Consider the following 20515-nt stretch of genomic DNA (forward strand, 5'->3'; position numbering starts at 1 on the left):
GCCGCCCAGGACGTCCGGGCCGGGGCCGGCGTTGTGAAACGCGCGAGGCGGGTACGGAGGCTGCTCCATGAGGGTGAGGCGGGCGTACCGCTGCCGGCTCCGCACCTCTCCCGCCCAGTCGTCCGTGACGTCCCGGGCGACCACTGTCAGGGCGCGGCCCGGCGGGTAGAGGACCTCCTGCTCGCTGGGCCACAACGAGAACGGTGAGATCAGCGGGGCGCTGGAGTACGGCACCCGGCAGACGACCGGGTGCTGGTCCGTCTCGCCCTCGGCGTCCTGCGAGGCGTACTTCAGCGCCAGGTCCGGGCGTTCGGTGGCGCTGCGGAAGCGGGTGAGGAACAGGGTGCCGTCGTGCAGCAGCGGGGAGGGGTCCGGTGTGTCGACGGCGCCGGGCAGCCAGCCGCCCCACCAGACCGGGGCGGCGACCGGCGGCAGCAGTTCCAGTGCTTCGGTCGCCATGTCGACGTGCAGCGCCATGTCGTCGAAGAGGCGGTCCGCGATCCGGTCCGTGTCGCGCCGCAGTTCGGCCAGGAGTTGGGGATCGCGTTCCGGTTCCGGTTTCTCCAGTTCTTCGGTGAGGTAGGAGATGGCGTCATCCATCTCCTCGTTCTGGAGCAGCAGTTCGGGCCGCGTCTGGTGGTCGGCGAAGGCTTCCTCCTCCGCCAGGCGCCACACGTGGCCGCGGAAGAGCCAGCGGGCGGCAGGTGTGCCGAAGCGGCTGGTGGTGGCGTAGGTCCTGAACAGGGCATGGTCGTTGGCGGTGTAGCGGAACAGGGCCGTCAGATGGCCCGGTGACAAGGCGGTGACGGCGCGGCGGCCGGCGTCCCCGAACCGCTCCAGCCAGTCCCTGGCGACTCGCGTGCGTTCGGTCAGGTGCTCGGGAACCTCCGTTTCGTTCAGTGCCCCGTCCAGCGCGTCGGCGATGTCCTCGGGGATCCGGAGATCGTGGCGGTCCGAGTGGAAGCGGCTGTCGTTGTCGTAGGCCGTGTGGTGGGGCAGGGGGGTCGACAGGTCGGGAGCGAGGGCGCGGCGGGCCCACAGGTGGAGCCGGGCCCCGTCTCGGGAGAGGGCGGCGCGCTCCTCGTCGGTGCCGATGCCGACGAGGTGGGAGGCGCGCAGCACTTCGGCGAGGGACTGGCTGTCGTTGGCCACCGACCAGGCCAGCACGACGGAACGGAAGGCGAACATCCGGGCGGGGTCCACGCCGAGGGCGCGGTACGCCTGGAGCAGCCAGAGGGCAGGGCCGACGGTGCCGCCGACGTAGCGGAAGCCGCGTTCGTCGTGGGCCATGCGGTAGGCGCCGCCACGGTGGCCGCGCGGGTGGGCCGGGTGAGGGGAGCCGATCCGGCCGCGCTCGGAGTTGGCGAGGCTGGTGGGCTGGTTGCCGTAGGCGGCCCTGGCGAACATCCTCATCAGGGTGCCCGGGCTGGGCCGGCCCGCCAGGAAGGTCTCCAGGGCCGGGACCGGTGCGGAGGGGTCCTGGCCGCCCGGTGCCGCGGGAGGGGTGAAGTCGAAGGCCAGGTCGGCGCCGCTTCGGCCGTGCAGTGCGGTGAGACGGGTGTGCAGCCGGGTGACGGCGTCGACGAGGACCGCGTGGGTCTGCTGTCGGCCGAGGATGTGCCGGGCCAGGTCGGTTTCGTACCGGTAGCTGTACCTCCGCCAGGTCCGCTGGGCGTACAGCGGCGCGAAGCGGACGGTGTCCGGCTCGCCTGGCATGCGCCGGCCGGACACCGACCAGGGGTTGCCGGGCAGCACCGCCTGTCCGGTCGGGCCGACCGGGGCGACCTGCTCGACGGGAGGCGGCGGCAGCGGGGGGCCGGAGCGCGCGGCGGGGACGACGCTCAGCCAGCCGTTGGCGCTGCCGTCGGCGTTCTCCAGCACGTGGATGATGGAGGCTGACGGGTCGTCGGCGCTCGGAGTGACGGCGCGAGCACCGGTGTTCAAGAGCACGTCGAGGCCGGTGGCGTCGGCGATGTGCCGAGCCGCCCGCACAGTGGCCTGCGCGTCGGCCGGGCTGACGCCGCGCTCGCGTCTGATGGCGCAGCTCAGCAAGGTGATGCTGGTGAAGCCCGCGTCGCGCAGTTGGGAGCCGAAGATCCTGCCGACCGTCTCCCCCGTAGCGCCGGCCGGCAGTCCGTCCCGGCCTGCGACGGTGAAGCCGTCCTCCCCGCCGTGCGAGGCCCAGAAGAAGGTGCCGTCCGGGGTGGTGGCGGGCAGCGCGCGGCGCCGGGCGACGCGGTTGCCGCCGGGTTCCCGGCTCCACTCGAAGTAGTGGGTGGCCCTCCCCAGCGAGGAGTAGAACGGTGCGCGCCTCGACCAGTCGCCGGGGGTGAAGGAGGCAGCACCCACAAGCCGCCCGCCGTCGGAAATCATCCGGACGGTGATGTCACCGGGCGAGGCCGCGACCCGCCGACCCGCCGACCCGCCCAGGGATTGTTCCAGTAGTCGGGCTCGGGGTAGTGCGCGGCGGGGGCGGTGTGCACGGGTGCGGCCGGCCCGTAGCCGAAGGTTCCTTCCCTCTCTTCGCGGCCCGGAGCGGACTCCCAGGCGCGGGGGCTGTGGTGGCGGGCGGTCAGGCCGAGGCCGGACAGTTCCAGGTCGAAGCCGGTGCGCCCGGCGGCGGCGACCAGCAGGAACTGGAGGCCGATCGGCAGCTCGGGTTCCGGCGACGAACGGTTCGCGAACTCCGAGGTGATCGAGTTCCGCAGTTCCCGCCAGGTCAACGGGTTCGTGTGCCCGCGGGACCGGCGATCCCGCTCCCATGTCTGGAAGCCGTACAGCAGGGCGCGCATCGCGGGGGCGTCGACTTCCAGGTGCGGGCCGTAGACGAGACGGATGGCCCGCAGGTGGCCCAGCACCTGTGGGGCGTTGCCCGGATGGCCGGTGACCGCTTCGGCGAGGCGGGCCAGCTCGGGGCGGGTCGGCTCAGGCCGGAAGCCGGACCAGTCGTCGCCCTCGGCGAGCAGGAACCGGGCCGGAGTCTGGGCGCCGGGGGGTGCGATCAAGACTTCGCGGCCACTCGCGGTGCCCCAGAGCCACCGGTCGTGGACAGTGGCGAGGGCCTGGCCGGGCAGTGGCCGCTCCAGTGGGTCGTGGTCCACGGCACCGGTGATGTCGGCGGCGGGAAACAGCAATGGCCAGTCCGGGCTCAGGGCGGTGAGGACGGGGTCGACGGCGTGCAGCAGGTCGGTGAGGCCGTCCGGAGTGAGGACGGCAGGGGTAGAGGAGTCGTTGCGGGCGAGCATGAAGCCGGAGGCGTCGCCGGACACCTCGATCAGGTAGGGCTGGGCGAACGGCAGCTCCGCCGGGTCACTCTCGCCAGGCACCGGGCCTGGACGCACCCAGGTGTAGTGCCAGATGTCGGGCAGCCACCACCAGTCGCTCCGGTGGGGTGCCTCCCAATCCGACAGTGGCCCGAAGAACACTCCCCGCGGGCTGCCCTGGGGATCTCGGTGCCTGAACGATTCGATCGTCTCGATCCGCACCCGCGTTCCGTCCGCGGCGACGATCACCGCTCCCCACCCTGTCGGCGGAAGCGGCCGATCCGGACCGGCCGCCAGTGCGAGAGCATCGCCCGCCGAGGCGATCAAGGCGGCGGTGCGGGCCTGCTCGGCGGGCGGCACCCGGTCCTGGAGGGCGGCAGCCTGCTCGACGGCGGCGCGCAGCAAGCCCAGAGCCCGGTGGCCGGCGTCGATCGGCAACCCGAGCGCGTAGCGGCCGAGTTCTTCCGCCACGGCCCAGGCGAGTGCCGGCGGCAGCAACCCGACGCGGGGGCCTCCATGCTGCGGCCAGCCCTCGATGGCCTCGGTGAGGAAGTCAGCGGTGCCGTGCACCACGGGGTGACCGAGTACACGTTCCACGGACTCCCGCAGCACAGCCTCGGGCAGCGGGGCGTTCCTGAGTTCGGTCGCCCGGCTGTATGAGTGTGAGGTGAGCTCCATCAGTGCATCGACGACCGGCGGGATCTGTTCCCAGGACATGGTGCCCTGATAAGGGTCGGCCGCCAGCATGCGCAGTTCGGGCAGGAGCAGGGGGAGGGGCAGATGCCCCTGGTCCGTGTCCAGCTCCGGGTAGTCGTCCATGCCGACGGTCTCCGATTGGGTGAGCGGACGGCCGTGGGACGTGCGGCCGGTGAACGCGGCCGTCAGATGCTCGCGGGGGCTGGACCGAGGGAGGGGGTCGCGCCCCCAGGGCACGGCGTCGAAGAATCCGGGGTACAACTGTTGGCCTGGCGACAGCGATTGCTGGTACCAGTCCAGGGCCTCTGTCAGCGCCTTGCGCGCTTCCTCGGCGAACGCGGAGACATCCTCGTTGAGCGGGGCGTACTGGCCGGCGAGAAAGGCACGGGTACGGGGACGCAGCGCGCGCAACCCTCGGTCAAGGGGGTTACGGGAGGCCACTGTCAGAAAATTCTTGACAAGTGCGGGCACCGGGCCGGTCGCGCGGGCCCGTTCGTAGATCAACGCAGTCGGAGCGGCGCCGACGTGAGCGTAGGCCAGCCAGGCGTAGCCCCACACTTCGTCGATGTCGGGAATGGCGGTGAGGAAGGGGACCTGTCGCGACGTCACATCACGGCCCAGCACGCGGCCGACGTAATGTGCGGCAAGGTTCTGCCCGTAGCGGCGCCCGGAGTCGAACAGGGCACGGGACCCGGGGGAAATGACAGGCAACGTGGCCCTGTCGAGGAGGTCGCGGAGCCGGCTCACCGGGAAGCCCGCAGTGGCCTGGATACAGAAGCTGCCGAGACGGCCGCTGGTGGCCGGCTGGACCACCGTGCGCGCACCGGAGTCGGTGAACTGCCAGCCGTCGGTCGCGGGCAGTAGCTGATGCAGCGGCACTCCGCCCGGATACCGTTCCACGGTGCCGATCTGGTGGAGGGCACGCTCCAGCCTGCCCATCACCTCTCTTTGGGGCGGGCGCCGCTCACCAGGTACGGAGGCCATCGGATCCACGACGAACTCACCGATGGTCACTGTCACACGATTCGGCTCCGGCTCACCCGCCCGGGGCTCGGGCCGAAGCGCGTGCCAGCGGCCATCGGCGGTGGACCAGAGTGAATTCAAGTCGGTGACCACCTGCATGCCAGGTCCGGTGGCCAGCAGTTCCTTCGCGTAGGGCTGGTCCATGCCCTGGATGAGAAAGACGTGCGGGGTCTCCACTTCCAATCCCAGACCGGCGTAATGGTGGCGTTCGGTGGCCGCGTCGAGGATGGCGTGTGTGGTGGAGGAGGACTCGGGGAACGGTGGCAGCGCGTTGGGCAGGACCTGGCCGGTGGGACCGATCAGTACGGCTCGGGCGTCGGCGGCGGCGATCTCGGGGGCCTCGGAGGACAGTATCCGGGCGTTGGGTGCCGCCAGGTCGACCCAGACCACCTCGCCGCCGGGCAGGTGGTGGGCGGCCCAGGCGTGTCCCAGGGCTGTGCCCTGGCGGCGGGCGAGGATGAAGGCGGTGGTACCCGGTCCGGCGGCACGGACGGCCTGGAACACGGGGTCCCAGGAAGGGACGCGCTGCCAGCCGGGGCCGGGGGCGAGCCTGCCCTCGGGTCCCGGACCGCCGATCGCCCTGTCATCGAGGGTGGTCGCGGCGCGCGTCCCCTGCGGGTGCAGCACCTCGCTCAGTGCGCCGAGGAGTTGCAGGCAGCGCTCCACGGACAGGCCACGCGCGGTCTCCCGGCGGATGACCTTGAGGGCTGCGGCCAGCAGCCCCGCACGGTCGCGGACGACCGGCGAGCCGGACGCGGTGCCCAGCGGCTGGGGCGGATCGGGGGCGCGGTCGGGGTCATCGGTCGCGTCGGTGATGAGAGCGGTGGGCGACGCCGCGCTGTCGGGCAGGCGGCGGTCGGCGGGCGCGGCGGCCAGCGAGCCGAGCAGGGAGCCGGAGGTGCCGATGCCCTCGGCGCGACGCCGTATGTCGAGGGTGGCTGCGATCCGGGCCAGGGCGCCCTCGGCGGCGGTCTGGCGCGCGGCCTTCACCGACACGTCGTCGCGCAGGTCACGCAGGTTCCGCTGGATGTTCTCCTGGTGTGTCCTTCGCCCGGTGTGCCGGCGGGCGCGCCGGGCGACGGTGCCGGAGGTGACGCGCACCATACGTGCGGCCTCGGCCACCGCGGCGTCGTCCTGCCGCTGCCGGAGGTCCTGTTCGGTGCGGGTGCGTTCGAGGGCGTGGGCGGCATCGGTGCGGGCGGCGCGCGCGGTGGCCAGTTGGGCGCGGCGGCGATTGTGCTGCTCGGCGAGGTCCCGCCAGTTCCGTTCGGCCTCCGCTGCCTTGTCAGGGGGCGGCACGGCGGTGGCCCCTTCGGGGCCCGGATGTCCGGCGTCGTGGGACGCGGCCTGGGTCTGCCTCCAGGCCAGCAGGGCCTGTTCGACCCGGTCGGCGGTGGGCAGGGCCTCGGCGGCGCGGACGGCCGCCTCCGCATCGGCCAGTTCCCGTTCGGCCGCGAGGATTGCCGCGGCGGCGGTCTCGCGGACGGTGGCGGCGGACGCCTCGGCCTCGTGGTGGGCGGCCAGGGCCTGCCGGTGGGCGGTGCGGGCGCCGGTGAGGTCGGCCCCGGCGGAAAGCAGCGCCTGCTCCGCGGTCACCAGTTCGCCGCGGTAGTCCTGCTCCAGTGTGGCGTCCTGCTGCTGGGCGGCGACGGCGTCGTCGTACGAGGCGGTGGCGTCCCCCCAGTCCCGCCAGTTGTCACGGGTGCCGTCGGTGGCGTCGGTGGGGGTGCCGTCCGCGGCGAACGGCCAGTGGCGGAGGCCGTCGGCAGTCCGCACCACCAGTTCCACCGGTCGGTCCGCGAGTACGGCGGTCCGGGAGGCCGCGTACAGGGCGCGGGCCAGGCGGCTGCCGTCGGGGTCGTCGCCGAGGCTGAGCCACAGCCGGGCGGCGGAGTCCGCCGGGTGGAGTCCGCCGGCGAGCGCGGAGGGCAGGTCGGTGAGCGGGTGCCGGGCCCAGTCGCGCAGGTCCTCGGCACTCTGCCCGGCGAGCAGCGCGGGCACGTCGTAGACCCCGGCGTGGGGGCGGGCGGTGAGGGCGCCGAAGCCGAGCAGGTCGGTCTCCCAAAGCCGGACACCGGCGGTACCGGTGACCCATCGGGTGCCCTCGACGCCCTCGACGGTGAGGACGACGTCGACCTGTGTCTCGTAACTGCGGGTGCCGCGCCGGTCGGCGGGCGGGGCGGAGCGGCCGGTGTTCAGCCGGTCCAGGCTGCTCCCGGTCGCGGTGCCCCCGTATGAGGAGGTGTGTGGCTGCTGGGCGGTGACAGGCGCCTCGAACGTGAAGTGATGCGGCCTGTCCGATGGCAGGCCGCCACCACCCTGTGCGGTCAGGCCGAGGGAGCTGCCCGCGGTGGTGGTGGAGGTGGCACCCTGGGCCTGGTGGCGGCGCCGGTCGACGGCGACATCGTCGCTGTGGCTGATCGGCCGGGGCGAGTAGAGCGCGAGGGAGATCGTCGGCATGTCGCCGGGGGTGCTCAGCGGCCAGCTCCCGGGCATCCGGGTGGTGAGTCCGGCGCCGGCCCGGGGCGGGTCGAGGCCGATCCGGCCTGCCTGGATCAGTTCGCCGAGCCGGATGGCGGCGGCCTCGTCCGACATGCTGACGGGCAGGCCCCAGTCGGCGGTCAGCGCCGGCGCGACCTCGTGCAGTGCTCGCGTCACCTCGGCGAAGCCGTTGAACTGGAAGACGGGGGTGGGGCCGGTGGGCAGCAGGCGGGGCGCGGATGCCGTGGGCACGGACGTACCCGGTGCGGGGGCCCCGGCCGGGGGCGGGAGCAACGGGTCGCGGCTGTGCAGTCCGGGCGGCAGGGGGGCGCGGACCGACTGTGGTGGTGTCGTCTCGGAGCCGGCGAAGCGCAGCACGGTGGCGGCCGGGACGGAGACGGTGGCGGCGGGGCGGCCGGCCAGCAGCCGTTCGGCCCAGCCGGCGAGCCCGTGCGCGTGCGGGGAGTCCAGACCGCTGAAGCGCAGGATCCCGGCCTGAAGGAGCCCGCCGGGCAGGTTGGCGGGCCACTCGCCGATGAGCCGGGAGCGCACCGAGGCCGTCAGGGTGTAGTCCACACCGTCGAAGTCGGCGGTGTTGCCGGTGCCCATCCAGAAGCGGTCCTCGCCGGTTTCGTCGTTGCGCAGCGTGCGTGCCCGCTGGTGGGCGAGCGTGAAAGCGGGGCCCTCGCGGTCGATGCGCACCTGGCTCCCCCGCCGGGGGAAGCGGGCGACCGGGACCACAGCGGCCCTGTGGGTGCGGGTGACGGTCCGGGTGGTGGCGCGGCCGTGGGGGGTGTGGGCGTGGATCTGCTCCATACCGCCGTTGTTGACGGGCCGGCCGAGCAGCCCGCGCAGGGCCGGCGTCTGCAGCACGGGTTCCGCCTTCAGGGTCACCTCGACCAGCCGGGCGCCGCCCCAGGCGGCGTGCAGGAAATGGAAGGAGGCTCCGGCCGCGCCGCGGGCCGGCAGTGCGCGCAGTGCGGACGGCTCGGTGCGGCGGGCGATCTCGGTCGCGACACCGGGCAGATACGAGGAGTGCCCGGGGCGGGTGGCGCCGGGAGACTCCTCCTCCACGAGCCGGGCCAGCTCGGTGCCCAGCCGGTCGCGCCGCTCGCGGACCCGGCCGTCGTCGAATTGAGTGACCGACAGGACGCTGCCGAGGCCAAGGGTACGGGTGCGGGCGAAGGTGTCCGGCAGCGGGACGGTCGGTGCGACGAGCGCCGGGAGGGTGAGGCCGGAGGCGAAAGGGAACCAGTGGGCGTGGCGGGCGAGGGATGCCTCCGGCAGCTGGAAGGTCACCGCATGTGGCAGGTCGACGGCGACGGTGACCGGGGTGGCCTCGCCCAGACCGAAGGTGTTGCCGAGGACATTGCGGACACCGTGTCTGACGGTGACCAGGAGGGTGGCGTCGGCGCCGATCAGATGGTGGGTGCCGCCGTGGGTGGGAATGCGGCTGGCCTTGGTGCTCGCGGTGCCCGCGTCCACCGTTTCGGTGCGGCGCGCGTAGTCATGGCGGGCGCCGGGGTTGTACCGGTTGCCGGGCCAGGTCTTCTTGGGCCGCGCCACGGGCAGGCCGGTCAGGTTGCCGGTGAACTGGTGGGTGACCGAGCCGCCGAGCTGTTGGACCGCGAAGTCGCCCGAGGCGGTGGACTGCTCCGTCTGCACGACCGCGCTGCCCAGGTGGCGCGGGTTGCGCAGATAGCCCTGGATCTCCACCGTCGCGAGCCGGTCGGCGAGCAGGGCGGGCAGGACGAGTCCCTCGATGACATAGCGTCCGCCGAAGATCTGCGGGGCGCGGGAGAGCAGCTGGGCGGGCCGGACAGCGGCATGCCGGGCTTCGGCGGCGAGGACGCCGGCGTCGTCCCGGGCGGCGCCGAGCGCGGCGGAGGACACCCGCTGGTACACCGCGGCGGCCCACAGATGGGAGGCCCGGGAGGCCGAGAACACGGGCGAGCTGAGCGCGGCGGCGATGTCTCCGGCCCGGTTCACCGGGCCGGTCAACCGGGCGGGGACGGCCTGCCGGGCCAGGTCGAGGAATCGCCGCGCACCGGCGCCCGGCAGAGCGGTCAGCCCGGACAAGGCCGTTTGCGCGGAGCGGACGGCATGGGCCAGCAGTCCGGGCGGGAGGCTGCCAGGGTGGATTCCGGCGGCGACGGTGGACAGAGCCTCCAGCAGGGCGGCGGTGCCGCGGAAGCTGGTCACGAGGGAGCCCTCGGGCAGCAGCCGGGTCAGTCCCGGCAGCGGGCGGCCGTCGCCGCCGGTCAGGCCGAGACGCAGGGCGTCGTCGGCCGCCGAGCCGTCGGTGACCGGGCTGCGGAGCGCGTGGCCGGGTCGGGCGGCAAGGGCTGTTCCGGGCGCTGCGGGCCGGGTGAAGCTGTGGGGAACGAGCAGTGAGACCGTCCCCGGAACTCCTTGCGGAGCGGCGGGCCCGGCGGGGACGAGGGCGAGCACGTCACCGGCCCCGCCGGGATCGGACACGATGTCGCCGCCCGGGTCGGCGAACCGGATCAGCGGGACGGTGCCGGTGCCCTCGTAGAGGTCGAGCCGGAAGACGGCGGGGACGGTGAAGAGGTCGCTGCCGTCCTTCTCGATGAATGTCTGCTCCAGTCCCGTGGTGTCACCGACGGACACGGCCCGTGTGCTCTGCGCGGCGGCCGTGTACCCGGGCCCGAAGCTCATCGTGGCGACGCCGGGGTCGACGGGCACGCGGAAGGCGCCGTCGCCCCCGAGGGAGGCACCGAAGGCGACGCCGCGCCGCCGGCCGCCGCCGGCCTCGTAGACGCTGGAGCCGTACGAGTGGACGCCGGGCACCCGGCGGGTGTGCTCACTGGGGCGGGTGGCGTCGCGGGCGGCGGACAGCCGGAGCTGCACCCGGCGGGTGGCGACGCCGATGGCGGGTTTCTCGAAGAACAGGGGACGCCCGCCGTCCACGGCCTCCGGCATCGCGAGCGCGAAGCCGATACGGGTGCGGAGCTGACCGAACCGCCGCAGGTTGGCGAGTTGCGCCCGGCGCAGCGGCTCGTCCAGGCGGATCCCCGAGGAGGAGGCCGGCTCGGCGGGCGGCAGGAAACCCTCGGTGCGCAGCCATGCCTGGGCCCTGTCGAGCATGGCGGTCAGGGCTGCGCCCTCGGCGCGGACCGGCACCTCGGCGTAGCCGATGCTGTCGAGGTGCTCCAGCCGCTCGGGCAGGGCCCGTACCTCCTCGCCGTGCGGGCGCTGCCCGGCCACCACGTCACGAGGCGGCACCAGCAGCACGAGTCCGTCCGGCCAGGGGCCGAAGGCGCCGCGTGTCTCGCCGCCGCGGGCGTGGTACAGGATGACGTCGTAACCGACCGTGGCCGGGGTGTGGAGCTGGCCGCCGGTGGTCTGGGTGCCGTGCACGAGATTCGCGGTGCCGGTGCCGGTCAGGACCTCGTCGTTCTTCCAGGCACCGCCGATCCGGCCCTGGAGGCCGCCGCCGAAGTGGGTGCCGGCGTCCGGGTGGCCGGCCGGGTGGTCGGTGGTGAAGGTCGGCCCACCACCGGCGTCCAGCCCGACGCCGCTGCCGAGTTGGACCGACTGCTCGACGGTGGTGCCGTGACCGAGGTAGGTCTCCAGGGAGAACCTGCCCTCGGGGCTCTGCAGCGAGGGCAGGCCGGGCGTCACACGGGCGATGAGCCGGACGACACCGACGGCGTTGTCGTCGGTGTCGCTGAGAACGGAGGAGTAGACGCCGCCCCCGGTCTGCGGCAGCGTGGTGCCACGCAGGAACGGCTCGGAGAGGAAGTCCTCCAGGGCCTGTGCGGAGCCGGGGTTGAGCCTCAGGAGGGCGGCGAAGTCGGGGGCTTCGAGGAGTTCGGTGTACAGGCGGCGTGGGTGTTTCACACTCTCCACGCCCCACAGCGGCAGGTCGTCCAGCGCGGCGGGCTCGGGCAGGCCGGCCGGGTCGGTGTCGCCGATGGCGCGGTGCCTGGGGAACCAGGCGGTGACCGTGCCGTGCGAGCGCTCGGGCAGCCACCCGTCATGGGCGTCGCGCTGCGGGTCCAGCCGGATCTGCCACCGCGCGTCGAGATCGAGCGGCTGGGCCGGGTCCTTGGCGAACTGCTTGCTGGTGATCTGGAAGGTCTCGCCGACGGTGACGCTCTGCGTCAGCTCGTTGTGGGTGGCGGAGGTGGCCAGGGAGAAGCCTCCCCAGCGCAGGGCGCCCTCGCTGTCGTCGGGGTGGTGCAGCGTCCAGGAGAGCACGCCGGTGCGGTTGTTGCCGGAGCTTTCGCCGGCGGTGTACGTCTGGCTGCCGACGGCCCGGTACTCCACCTGGGTGTCCGGCGGCGCCGGGGTGCCGAGGCCGTACCGCTCGGAAGGGCGGGTGTCACCGTGGGCGAGGCGGATGTCGACGGTACGGTCCCGCCCCGCGTGGCGCACGGTGATCCGGTGGCCCTCGCCGCTGCGCAGGTAGGGCCGGTTCGCGTCGATGGTCTCGGCGGTGAGCAGGGTCGCGAGCCGGTCGTGCAGGGCGGCGGCTTCCCGGGTGTCGGCGGACACGCCGAAGGCACCGGTGATCTGTGCGTACAGACCGTCGAGGACGGTCCCCGGGGTGCTGTCGAAGCGGACCAGGCCGACGTGTCCGTCATGGAGGGCGCCGTAGGTGACGGCGTAGGAGGACAGCTCGGCGGACTCCGCGAGCACCGGGCGGTCCGCCCGGGGTTGGACGGCGGTCCTCTTCCGTCCGAAGGACGACCCGGCTCCGAGGATGTGGACAGGGCCCGTCATCGGGGGCGACTCCTGTGTGTGGTCGACGGCGACGGGCACCGGTGGAATGCTGGCGCCCCAGTCGCCCTGGTCCTCCCTTGGGGCGCGCGGGGTCGCGAGTCTGACCGGGTCGGTGGCCGGATTCGAGATCTGTACGGGCAGCAGACCGCCGATGAAGCTGTAGGCGAGGTGCCAGGTGCGGGCGGCAACGGCCCCGGACAGCCCCGTGTGGCCCGGGGTCAGCAGCCCAATGGGGGCGCTGAGAGGGAGGGAGCGCAGCTTCGGCAGGAGGTCGAGCAGGACGGCGAACTCGCGGTCCGAGACGGACGGCACGCCGCCGGGCAGGTGCAGCGCGATCCTGCCGTCAGGTCCCACGTCGGTCCAGAACACCAGGAACCGCCCCTGATCCCGTGGATCGTCCGCGATCCACGGGTAGGCTTCCCACGTGATCTCGGTGTCGCCGTCCGGCTTCGGGAACAGTCGGGCGAACCACCTCAGGTCGATCCCGTTGGGTGTGGGGTTGCCGCTCCAGTTGAAACCGGCGAACTTCCTCTCATGAGCGAGTTCGTGCGCCGGGTCGAACGCGCCGAGGACGACCAGGTGCAGGGCGCCCATGATGTCCGCGTCGTTGATGTCGAGATCGGCCGCCGCGCCCTGTGCCAGCAGCAGCAGCAGCTCTTGGTGATGGTCCCGGGTCCACTCGGCCCAGGGCGGCAGGTGCAGGACGCGGCGCCCGTAGCTCTCCACGTCCGGTCCGATGACGTTCAGCCTTCCCAACCCGGTGTGCAGGGCCCACAGGGCCCGCGCGGTCCGCCTCTCGTCATCCAACTGCGGTGCCGGCTCCCGGAGCGCGTACAACGCCCGAAGTACATCGCGCACGAGGTCCGGGTTGCCTTCGATGCGCGTCACCGCGTCGTTCAGGAGCCGGCTGTTCAGTACGGTGCTGAGCGATGCCCGCGGGTTGTTGAGGAGGGTCTCCCGCGCCCAGCGGAGAGCCTCGCTGTAGTTCGCGCGCCGCGGGTCGATGGTGATGTGGTAGGCGACAGCCTTCCACAGGTCCATGCGGAACGGGGTGAGGGCGCTGAGCCGGGGGTCCTGGGCGCGCAGTCGTTCCAGTGCCCCGACGGCCTTGATCAGGTTCGGGTAGTCCGGATGGGTTTCCACCTCGGTGCCGTAGACGATGCCCACTGCGCGGACCAGGAGCAGTGTGGTGTCCAGAACGGGGGTGGGGACCTCACCGTCACCGCTGTGCAGCCCGGCCAGGACTGCCAGTTCACCCAGCCTCTCCTTCTCCGGCTCGGGACGGAAGTCGACGAATGCCCCGGCCGCACCGCGCGCGGGGTCGATCAGGTTCAGGGCCCCAGTGCGGATACCGATGGAGACCGTGACGCCTCTGCCCCGCCTGCCGCTGGAGTTGGCGAGGTGCTGGCCGAGCGGCTGGTCCCGGAGCAGGTCGTCGGGGGGCAGGGGCGGCTGGTGGTAGGGCTGTGGCAGCCGGGGGTCGCCGGCCGACGCTCCGTAACAGATCACTGGGTTGACATGGTAGTCCTCGGGCAGTGCCTGCACGGTCGGCAGACCGCCGAGGTAACGCCCGCCGTCCTCGGCGGACAGCGTGACGTCCCGCCCGTCACGCAGCAGGAGTGCGAGTCCGCCGGGCACGCCGTGGACGAGGAGGTCGAAGGCGCGGTGGACGGCGGGGTCCTCGGGCTCATGCCGCTCCACGCTCTTCAGTTGGAGGCCCTCCGGATGATCGACGAACCGCGCCAGCCGGCGCAGCTGCTGGTACTGGCGAAGTTCCCGGTCGACTTCACGCGCGCCCTCTCCGCTCTCTGCTGTCGCCACCAGGCCGAACCACAGGTGTGCGTCGGAGACCACTGGGCGGCTGACCACGTCGGAGTCCGTGAACTCGGTGCCGTCCAGGTCGGTCCAGCGCCGGTTCAGCCCGATCTCGCCCCCTTCGGCCGGGTGCACCGGCACCCATGCGCCGACCGCGTGATCGGGACCGAAGTCGAGCAGGGCCGGCACATAGACGGGTCCCTCTCCGCGGGGCACCATCATCCCGTCGCCGCTGGGTACCCACACCACACGGTTGGTGGCCCGTGCGAGAGCACGCGGGAAATCCAGATGGGTGAAGTTCGCCGCTCCCGGAGACGGCAGGACGATCGGCACATCCGGCGGCAGCGCGGCCAGATCCGGGGCCAGGAGCGCGGCCAGAGCCTCCGGACCGAGCGTCACACCGTCCGGCGTCAGCAGACCGGCCGGTGTGACCAGGCCCTCCTGGGTCAGCTGACCCAGCACCAGCCAGGGATTCGGGCCCCAGGGCGCGGGGGCGGGTGGGACCTCCGCGTCCTCGTAGGTGGAGCCGTCGTCGACATGGACCTGGTCCAGCCTCACCCAATGCCCCGCATAACTCCGGTCGCCAGTGAAGTCCCGTCCGGTGGGATTACCGTGGACAACGTCGTACACCACAGGCACCCGTGACAGATCCAGGGCGGCGTCCGGGGAGGCCGCCGGGGGCGCGGCGGAGGCGTTGGGCAGGTCGACGTGCTCGGGACGCAGCTGTCCCGCGCGGGCCGCGTTCAGCAGGTGCTCCAGGAAGGTGGCGTTCAGCGACCGGTCCCAGCCCATCCTGGCGGCGTACTCGCTCACGATGTGCTGGAGTTCCCGCACGGTGAGTATGCCGGGGGCGGTGCCGCCCGCTGCCTGGGACCGCAGTTCCTCCAAGGCGCCGAAGCCCTTGATCAGCGTGTGGAACTCGACCTCGCGGGCCGGGTCGGAGTCGATGTCCAGGCCGTGGGTGAGGCGCAGGGCCCGCACCCAGCCCAGGGCGCGGTCGGTGTGCCCCGGCATCCATTCGGGGAGCCCTCCCCGGTCGGCGAGGGCCTGGAGGGCGGCGGTGCCCGGCTCTTGGCGCTCCTCGAAGTCGCCCCCCTGGGCTTCGGGGGTGCGCGCGGGCAGGTCGTCCTCGGCGATGCTCGCGTCGAGGTGGGCATCCGCTGCGGTGATGGTGCGGCCGGTCTCCTCAGGAGCGGGATTCGGGGCGGGGGCGTGGGCCTGTGGCAGATGGCCGCCGGTGGTGCCGTCCCACAGGGCGCGGACGACCTCGTAGGCGCCGCTTCCGTCGCCCGGACGACCCTCGGCCGCGTCCCACAGCGCGCGAGTGAGGGCCAGTGCCTCGTTCTCGATGTCCGCGGCCTCGGGAGGGTTGACCGGTTCGGTGGGCCGGTTCTTGCCGTACAGGCGCTTGAGCAGCCGGTACAGCTTCGGCTGCTGTTTCCGGACCCATTCCGGTCCGCCGTTGGCGCGGGGCAGTCCGGTGTACGGGTCGGTGCCGCCGTTGGCCCTGAAGTAGACGTTGGTGAGCTGGGCGAAGAACTCGTCCTCGTCACGGCTGCTGTAGTTGGGTTCGCTGCGGTGGCCGTCGTCGTAGCTGTAGAGGGGGCCGTCCGGCCAGGCGCCCGACTCGCCCTTCTGGTGGGTGGCGTTGTATGCCTTCGTGACGAGCCGTCGGTCGGCGGCGCTCAGTCCGTGCTGGTGGAGGGAGTGGGCGATCTCGTGCACCGTGGTCGAGTAGCCGTCGGGGTAGGCGGACGCGTCGGTGGTGACGGTGGTTTGCTCGCCGAGCAGATTCTCCTCGGTGACGGCGGTGGGGCCGGAGTGCACAGAGGCACCGCGGACGCTTTCCCATGGACGGCCGTCGGCGCTGCGCAGGCCGCGCAGGTCGCGGAAGGCGTCCAGGGAGGTCATGGCCTGGTCTCGGGGAACCACCACGACCCGTGAACCGGCCTTGAGCAGCCGGGCCGCGACCTTGGGGTTCGGCATCAGCCGGGCGACCTGGTCGCGGGCGAGGTGACGGACGGCGACCAGCCGTTCGACTCCTGAGGGTGTCTGGGTCATGAGGTCGGCCGCGGTGACAACGAAGTCGGCGCGGGAGAGCTTTTCGCGCAGGGCGTCCGCGAGGGCGGGGGCGGCGGCCAGCCGTTCACGGTCGCCGGACGACAGCCCGGCGAGGGCGGCGGTGCGGTCCGCCGCGGACAGACCGGGCAGCGCGGCGGCGAGTGCGCGCACCGGGTCGGCCGTCACTTCGGGGGTGGTGCGCAGGGTGTCGGCGAGCGCGGTCAGTGCGGCGCGCAGAGACAGCAGTTCGGCCTCGGTGACACCGAGGTCGCGCCAGGTCCCCTCGTGGCGTTCGAGGGCGGTGGGGTCCAGGGCGGCGGTGTCGAGGAGTTCGCTGAGGCGTACCGCGAGGGTGGGAGCGGCATTGTCGGGCCGGGCGGCTTGGTAGGCGGCCTCGTGCGCGTCGGTGAGCATGGTCGGGCGGGGGCCGTCCGATGTGGTGTGGTGCAGTGCCCAGACGAGGTCGAGCAGGTCGCGTCCACGCAGCACCGGGTCGGTGCCGGTGGCCAGGGCGAGGGCGGCGTCGGCGAGCGAGTCGGCGGGTGCGGGGAGGGTGAAGCCGTCAGCCGTGACGGTGGCGGCGGGTGTGCGGTCCACGGCCGTGATCCTTACCGCGCCTCCGTTCACCGTCAGTTCGACGACCCGGTCGCCGTCCCCGGCGGACGTGATCCGCACCTGCGCGCCGCGGATCTCGCGCTCCAGGGCCTGGCGGAGCTCGGTGGCGGGGGGCAGGGTGGCGGCGGGCAGGTGGAAGTCCACCGCGTCCAGCGGGCGGGGCAGCCCGAACTGCACCCGTCCCCGGGCGGCTCCGGCCACCACCACGGAGTGGCCCTGGGCGAGCAGTGCGGCGCTGACCCGCCGCCCCATGTCGAGTGTGGTGGCGTCCGGCCCGTACCGGGGGACGGCTTCCCCGACCTCTGCGACGGCGGGGGAGGGCAGTTCGGTGGAGTCCACGCGCGCCGGGCGAACCGCCGGTGGCGGCGCGAAGGCGTTGGGCCCGACGACGTCCTCAAGGCTCAGTCGGCCATGGCGGGCCGCGCCCAGAGTACGCGCCAGGAGGTCCGCGGTCAGCGACGTGTCCTCCTGGCCCATCCGGGCGGCGTACCGGTGCGTGATGTCCCAGACATACGCCCAGGTGAGCGGGTAGGTGTTGTTGCTGTTCGCCGCCCTGAACCGCAACAGTTCCAGGGCGCCGAATCCTTCGATCAGCTCCTGGAACTCGTCCCTGCGGGCCGGGTCGGAGTCGATGTCATGACCGTGCGTCAGCCGCAGCGCCCGCACCCAGGACAGGGCACGGACGGCACGCTCCGGCATCTCGGGGGGAAGCCGTCCCAGGTCGGCGAGGGCCTGGAGACGGGCAGCAGGGGGTTCGGGCGGGAGCTTTGCCCAGTACTTCTGCGGGTTGTCGGGATCGTCGAACTTGATCACGCGTGCGGGTAGGCCGCCCCCAGCTTGCGCCAGAAAGAGCTTCGCGCTTGAGGCCAGGTTGGTGTGGTCGGTCCAGTTGGCGATGTGCTGGCCGGCGGCGGGGGCGACGAGCGGATCCTGGCTGATCGGTGTGCCGGCCTGTTCGCACATGATCGACGATATGTGCGTCTCCTTCGGCAGCCTCTGCAGGCTCTTGCGCCGGGACATCACTCGAGCGGCCTCGCGTAGACTGACCTCCCGGTAGTCAGGCAATCCGCGGACCGGCAGGGCGACGAAATGCGGGGCACCCTCGGCGACGAGGATATAGGAGTCGCCCAGTGTCCAGGTCTGCTCGGCGTCCCCGTGCCACACCTGCGACAGCGGCTTCGGCTCGCCCTCCTTCACCACTGCCTTGACCCCGCCGGACTCCACCACCAAGCGGTCGGAGTAGTGCCCAATGTCGGCCACGGTCCGAAGGGCCGGCTCCGTCCCCGCGAGCAGGTTCCCTGTCAGGGGCGCCCGCCCGGCCATCCGCTTCCCGTCGGTCGTGGTCAGCGGGTACCAGATGATGTCGCTGTCGAGGTGCCGTTTGCCGGAGACGTCGACGAAGCCGGCCCCCGGGTCGTCCGGGACCAAGCCCGGGTCGGCGGGGGCCCAGAGCCCGCGGTGGACACGCCCGGGCTCCGGCGGAGCCAGCCGAGGCACGTAGTCGCCGTCGACGAGCACGAAGTCCATGTGGCCGTTGGTGAACCAGGTGCGCGTGCCGGTACCGTCGGCGATCATCCGTGCCAGGGCTTCGTTGCGGGCCTCCTGATCACTCACCAGCAAGACCACGGGGGCGCCCGGCGGACGGTAGGGGTCGCGCACCACGAGATCGACGAACTCGGCGTCCGACACGGGCCTTCCGCGCACCGTCAGCCGTCCGTCACTGTCCCGGTCGGCCACCAGCGCATAGGCGTCGGGACCCCAGAGCGAAGTGTCGTACCCGCCCGCATCGGTGACGATGAGGTCCAGGCGCAGGGGGACGTTGGGATCCGTCGACCAGTTCCGGCCGTACGGAGTTCTCTCGGCAGAGACGAGCGCGGACCGCCGCGAGTTCGCGAGCCGCCTCAGCTCGAAGTAGGTGATGGCGGCCAGGCTGTAACTCTGGTCGTGGCTGTGGGCCATGGCCACGATCTCAAGGAGCGTGTGGTGATCCCTCGCGGACGCGGTTGTGTGGGGCGGTCGACGCAGGACCATGCGGGTGATGGCGTCCAGGGCCAGGATTCGTGGGTGGGCGAAGCGCGGGTCCTCGTCGCGTGCCCTGTCGAGCAGCCGCAGGGCGTTGTACAGCCTGTCGCGGGTCTCCGACTGCAGTCCGCCACCGAAGCTGGGCTCAAGGACCGACCACAGGTCGTTCAGTTCCCGCCGGCGCTGCTCCCGGGCGCTGCTCGCGGGTGGCGGCGCGGAGGCGGTGACGAGTCGGCGTGGGCCGGCGTGAGCTACCCGCGTCCGCTCGGGCCTCACCACGACGGGGGCGGTCGGCGGCGCGGTCGGCTTGGTGGTGCGGGACGTGGTGGCGGGGGGCTGCGTGCCGTCCGGCCCGGTGGACGTGCCGGTCGTTACCGGGTGCTCGTCGGGGCGGGTCCCGGGATCGCCGGATTCCAGGGGCGGACGTACGGGCGCGGCGGTCGTGGGGGTGGTGCTCGCGTCGGCCGCGGTGCGGTCGGTGACGTCGGAGGCACCAGGGACGTCGGTGACGGACTCCACGGTCCGCAGCGCTTCGGATGTGACCAGGGGGCCGGTGGCGGGGTCGGCGGTGGGGGTGAGCCCGGCGTGGCGCAGCAGCTGGCGCAGGGCCGTGGCCGCGTTGGCGGTACGGCGGCGTTCGCGCTCGGCGGGAGGCAGGGCGGGGTCGTCGGCGTGCAGGTGGATGTGCCACTGGCCGGAGGGGGCGGGGCGTTCGGACGCGGAGATCTGGACCGCGCCGTCGGCGCCGGGGGCGTCCGTCACGTTCAGGTCGATGTGGAGCTGGTCGCCGGAACGGGGCAGCGGCAGGCCGTGGTTGACCTGGGCGTCGAGCAGGGCACGGCCGCGCTCCCGCAGGTCGGCCAGGTCGTCGGCGGTGAGACCGGGCCCGGGACGGACCGGGATGTCCACGGTGAGGGAGCGCACCCAGCGTCCGTCGTCGGCCTGTACCCGCCGCACCTCGGCGTGCACGCTCGTCGTGGTGTCGCCGCTCGGCTCCGGGGTGCCATCCGGCTCGGTGTGCCGTATGGCCTCGGCTCCCGGGCCCGGTATCTCCGTGTGTACGACGGCGACGGGGGCCGCCGCCTGGCGGGGTCGCCACTGTTCGGGATGGACCGGATCGGTGATGGGCTGCGGGGCGAGCGGCGTGGTGGCCCGGTCGGCGTCCTCCCGTACGCGGGACTCCTGGGCGGCATTCGGCTCACGGGCAGCGTCCGGCTGCCGGGGGGCCTCCGGCTGGACGGGGTCGATGCGACGGCCGGCGTCCGGGGCGAGCGCTGGGTTGGGGTTGGTGGCCGTCCGGCCGGCGTCGGGGGCAGCCTGACCGGAGATGGGCCGGTCGGTGCCGGACGGGAAGGGCGAGGAGGGCGAGGTGGAAGCGGGCGACGGGAACGTGGTGCCGGTCGGGTCGTCCGCCGTCCGGCCGGGGTTCGGGGTGGCCCCGGGAGCGAGGTCCGGTACGGGGACGTCCGTGGGCGCGGTGGGCGGTATGTACCTCGGGAAGGTGTCGACGCCCCCGACGGGGGTGAGTGCGGAGGGCAGGGTGCTGGTGGGGATGGTCCCGGAGGGAATGGGAAGCGTTGCGGTGGGGTGCTGTGTGGTGAAGGAAGGCAGGTCGCGGGAGTTGGTGACCGGGGTGGTCGGGTCCGTGCTTTCGGGGAGGGTACGCGCCGTGGGGTCCGGGCCGCCGGGGCGGAACGGGTCGACGCCGCCGTTTCGCAGGAGGTCGGGGACCAGGGTGTTGAGGGAGGCCGGCGGTCCGACGGTCACCGGGGGAGCCGGGGTGGGATCGG

General features: G+C 73.0%; 2 protein-coding genes. Both read right to left on the minus strand.

The window, feature by feature from the left end:
* Positions 1-2373: hypothetical protein (locus ACWF94_RS07450; protein ID WP_453485619.1), on the minus strand; the 2373-nt coding region annotated here is incomplete at its 3' end.
* Positions 2370-20492, minus strand: coding sequence for a lonely Cys domain-containing protein (locus ACWF94_RS07455; protein ID WP_453485620.1), 18123 nt, complete (start codon positions 20490-20492; stop codon positions 2370-2372). The genes ACWF94_RS07450 and ACWF94_RS07455, both read right to left, overlap by 4 nt.
* Positions 20493-20515 lie beyond the last annotated feature (23 nt).

Source organism: Streptomyces sp. NPDC055078, from assembly GCF_053607985.1.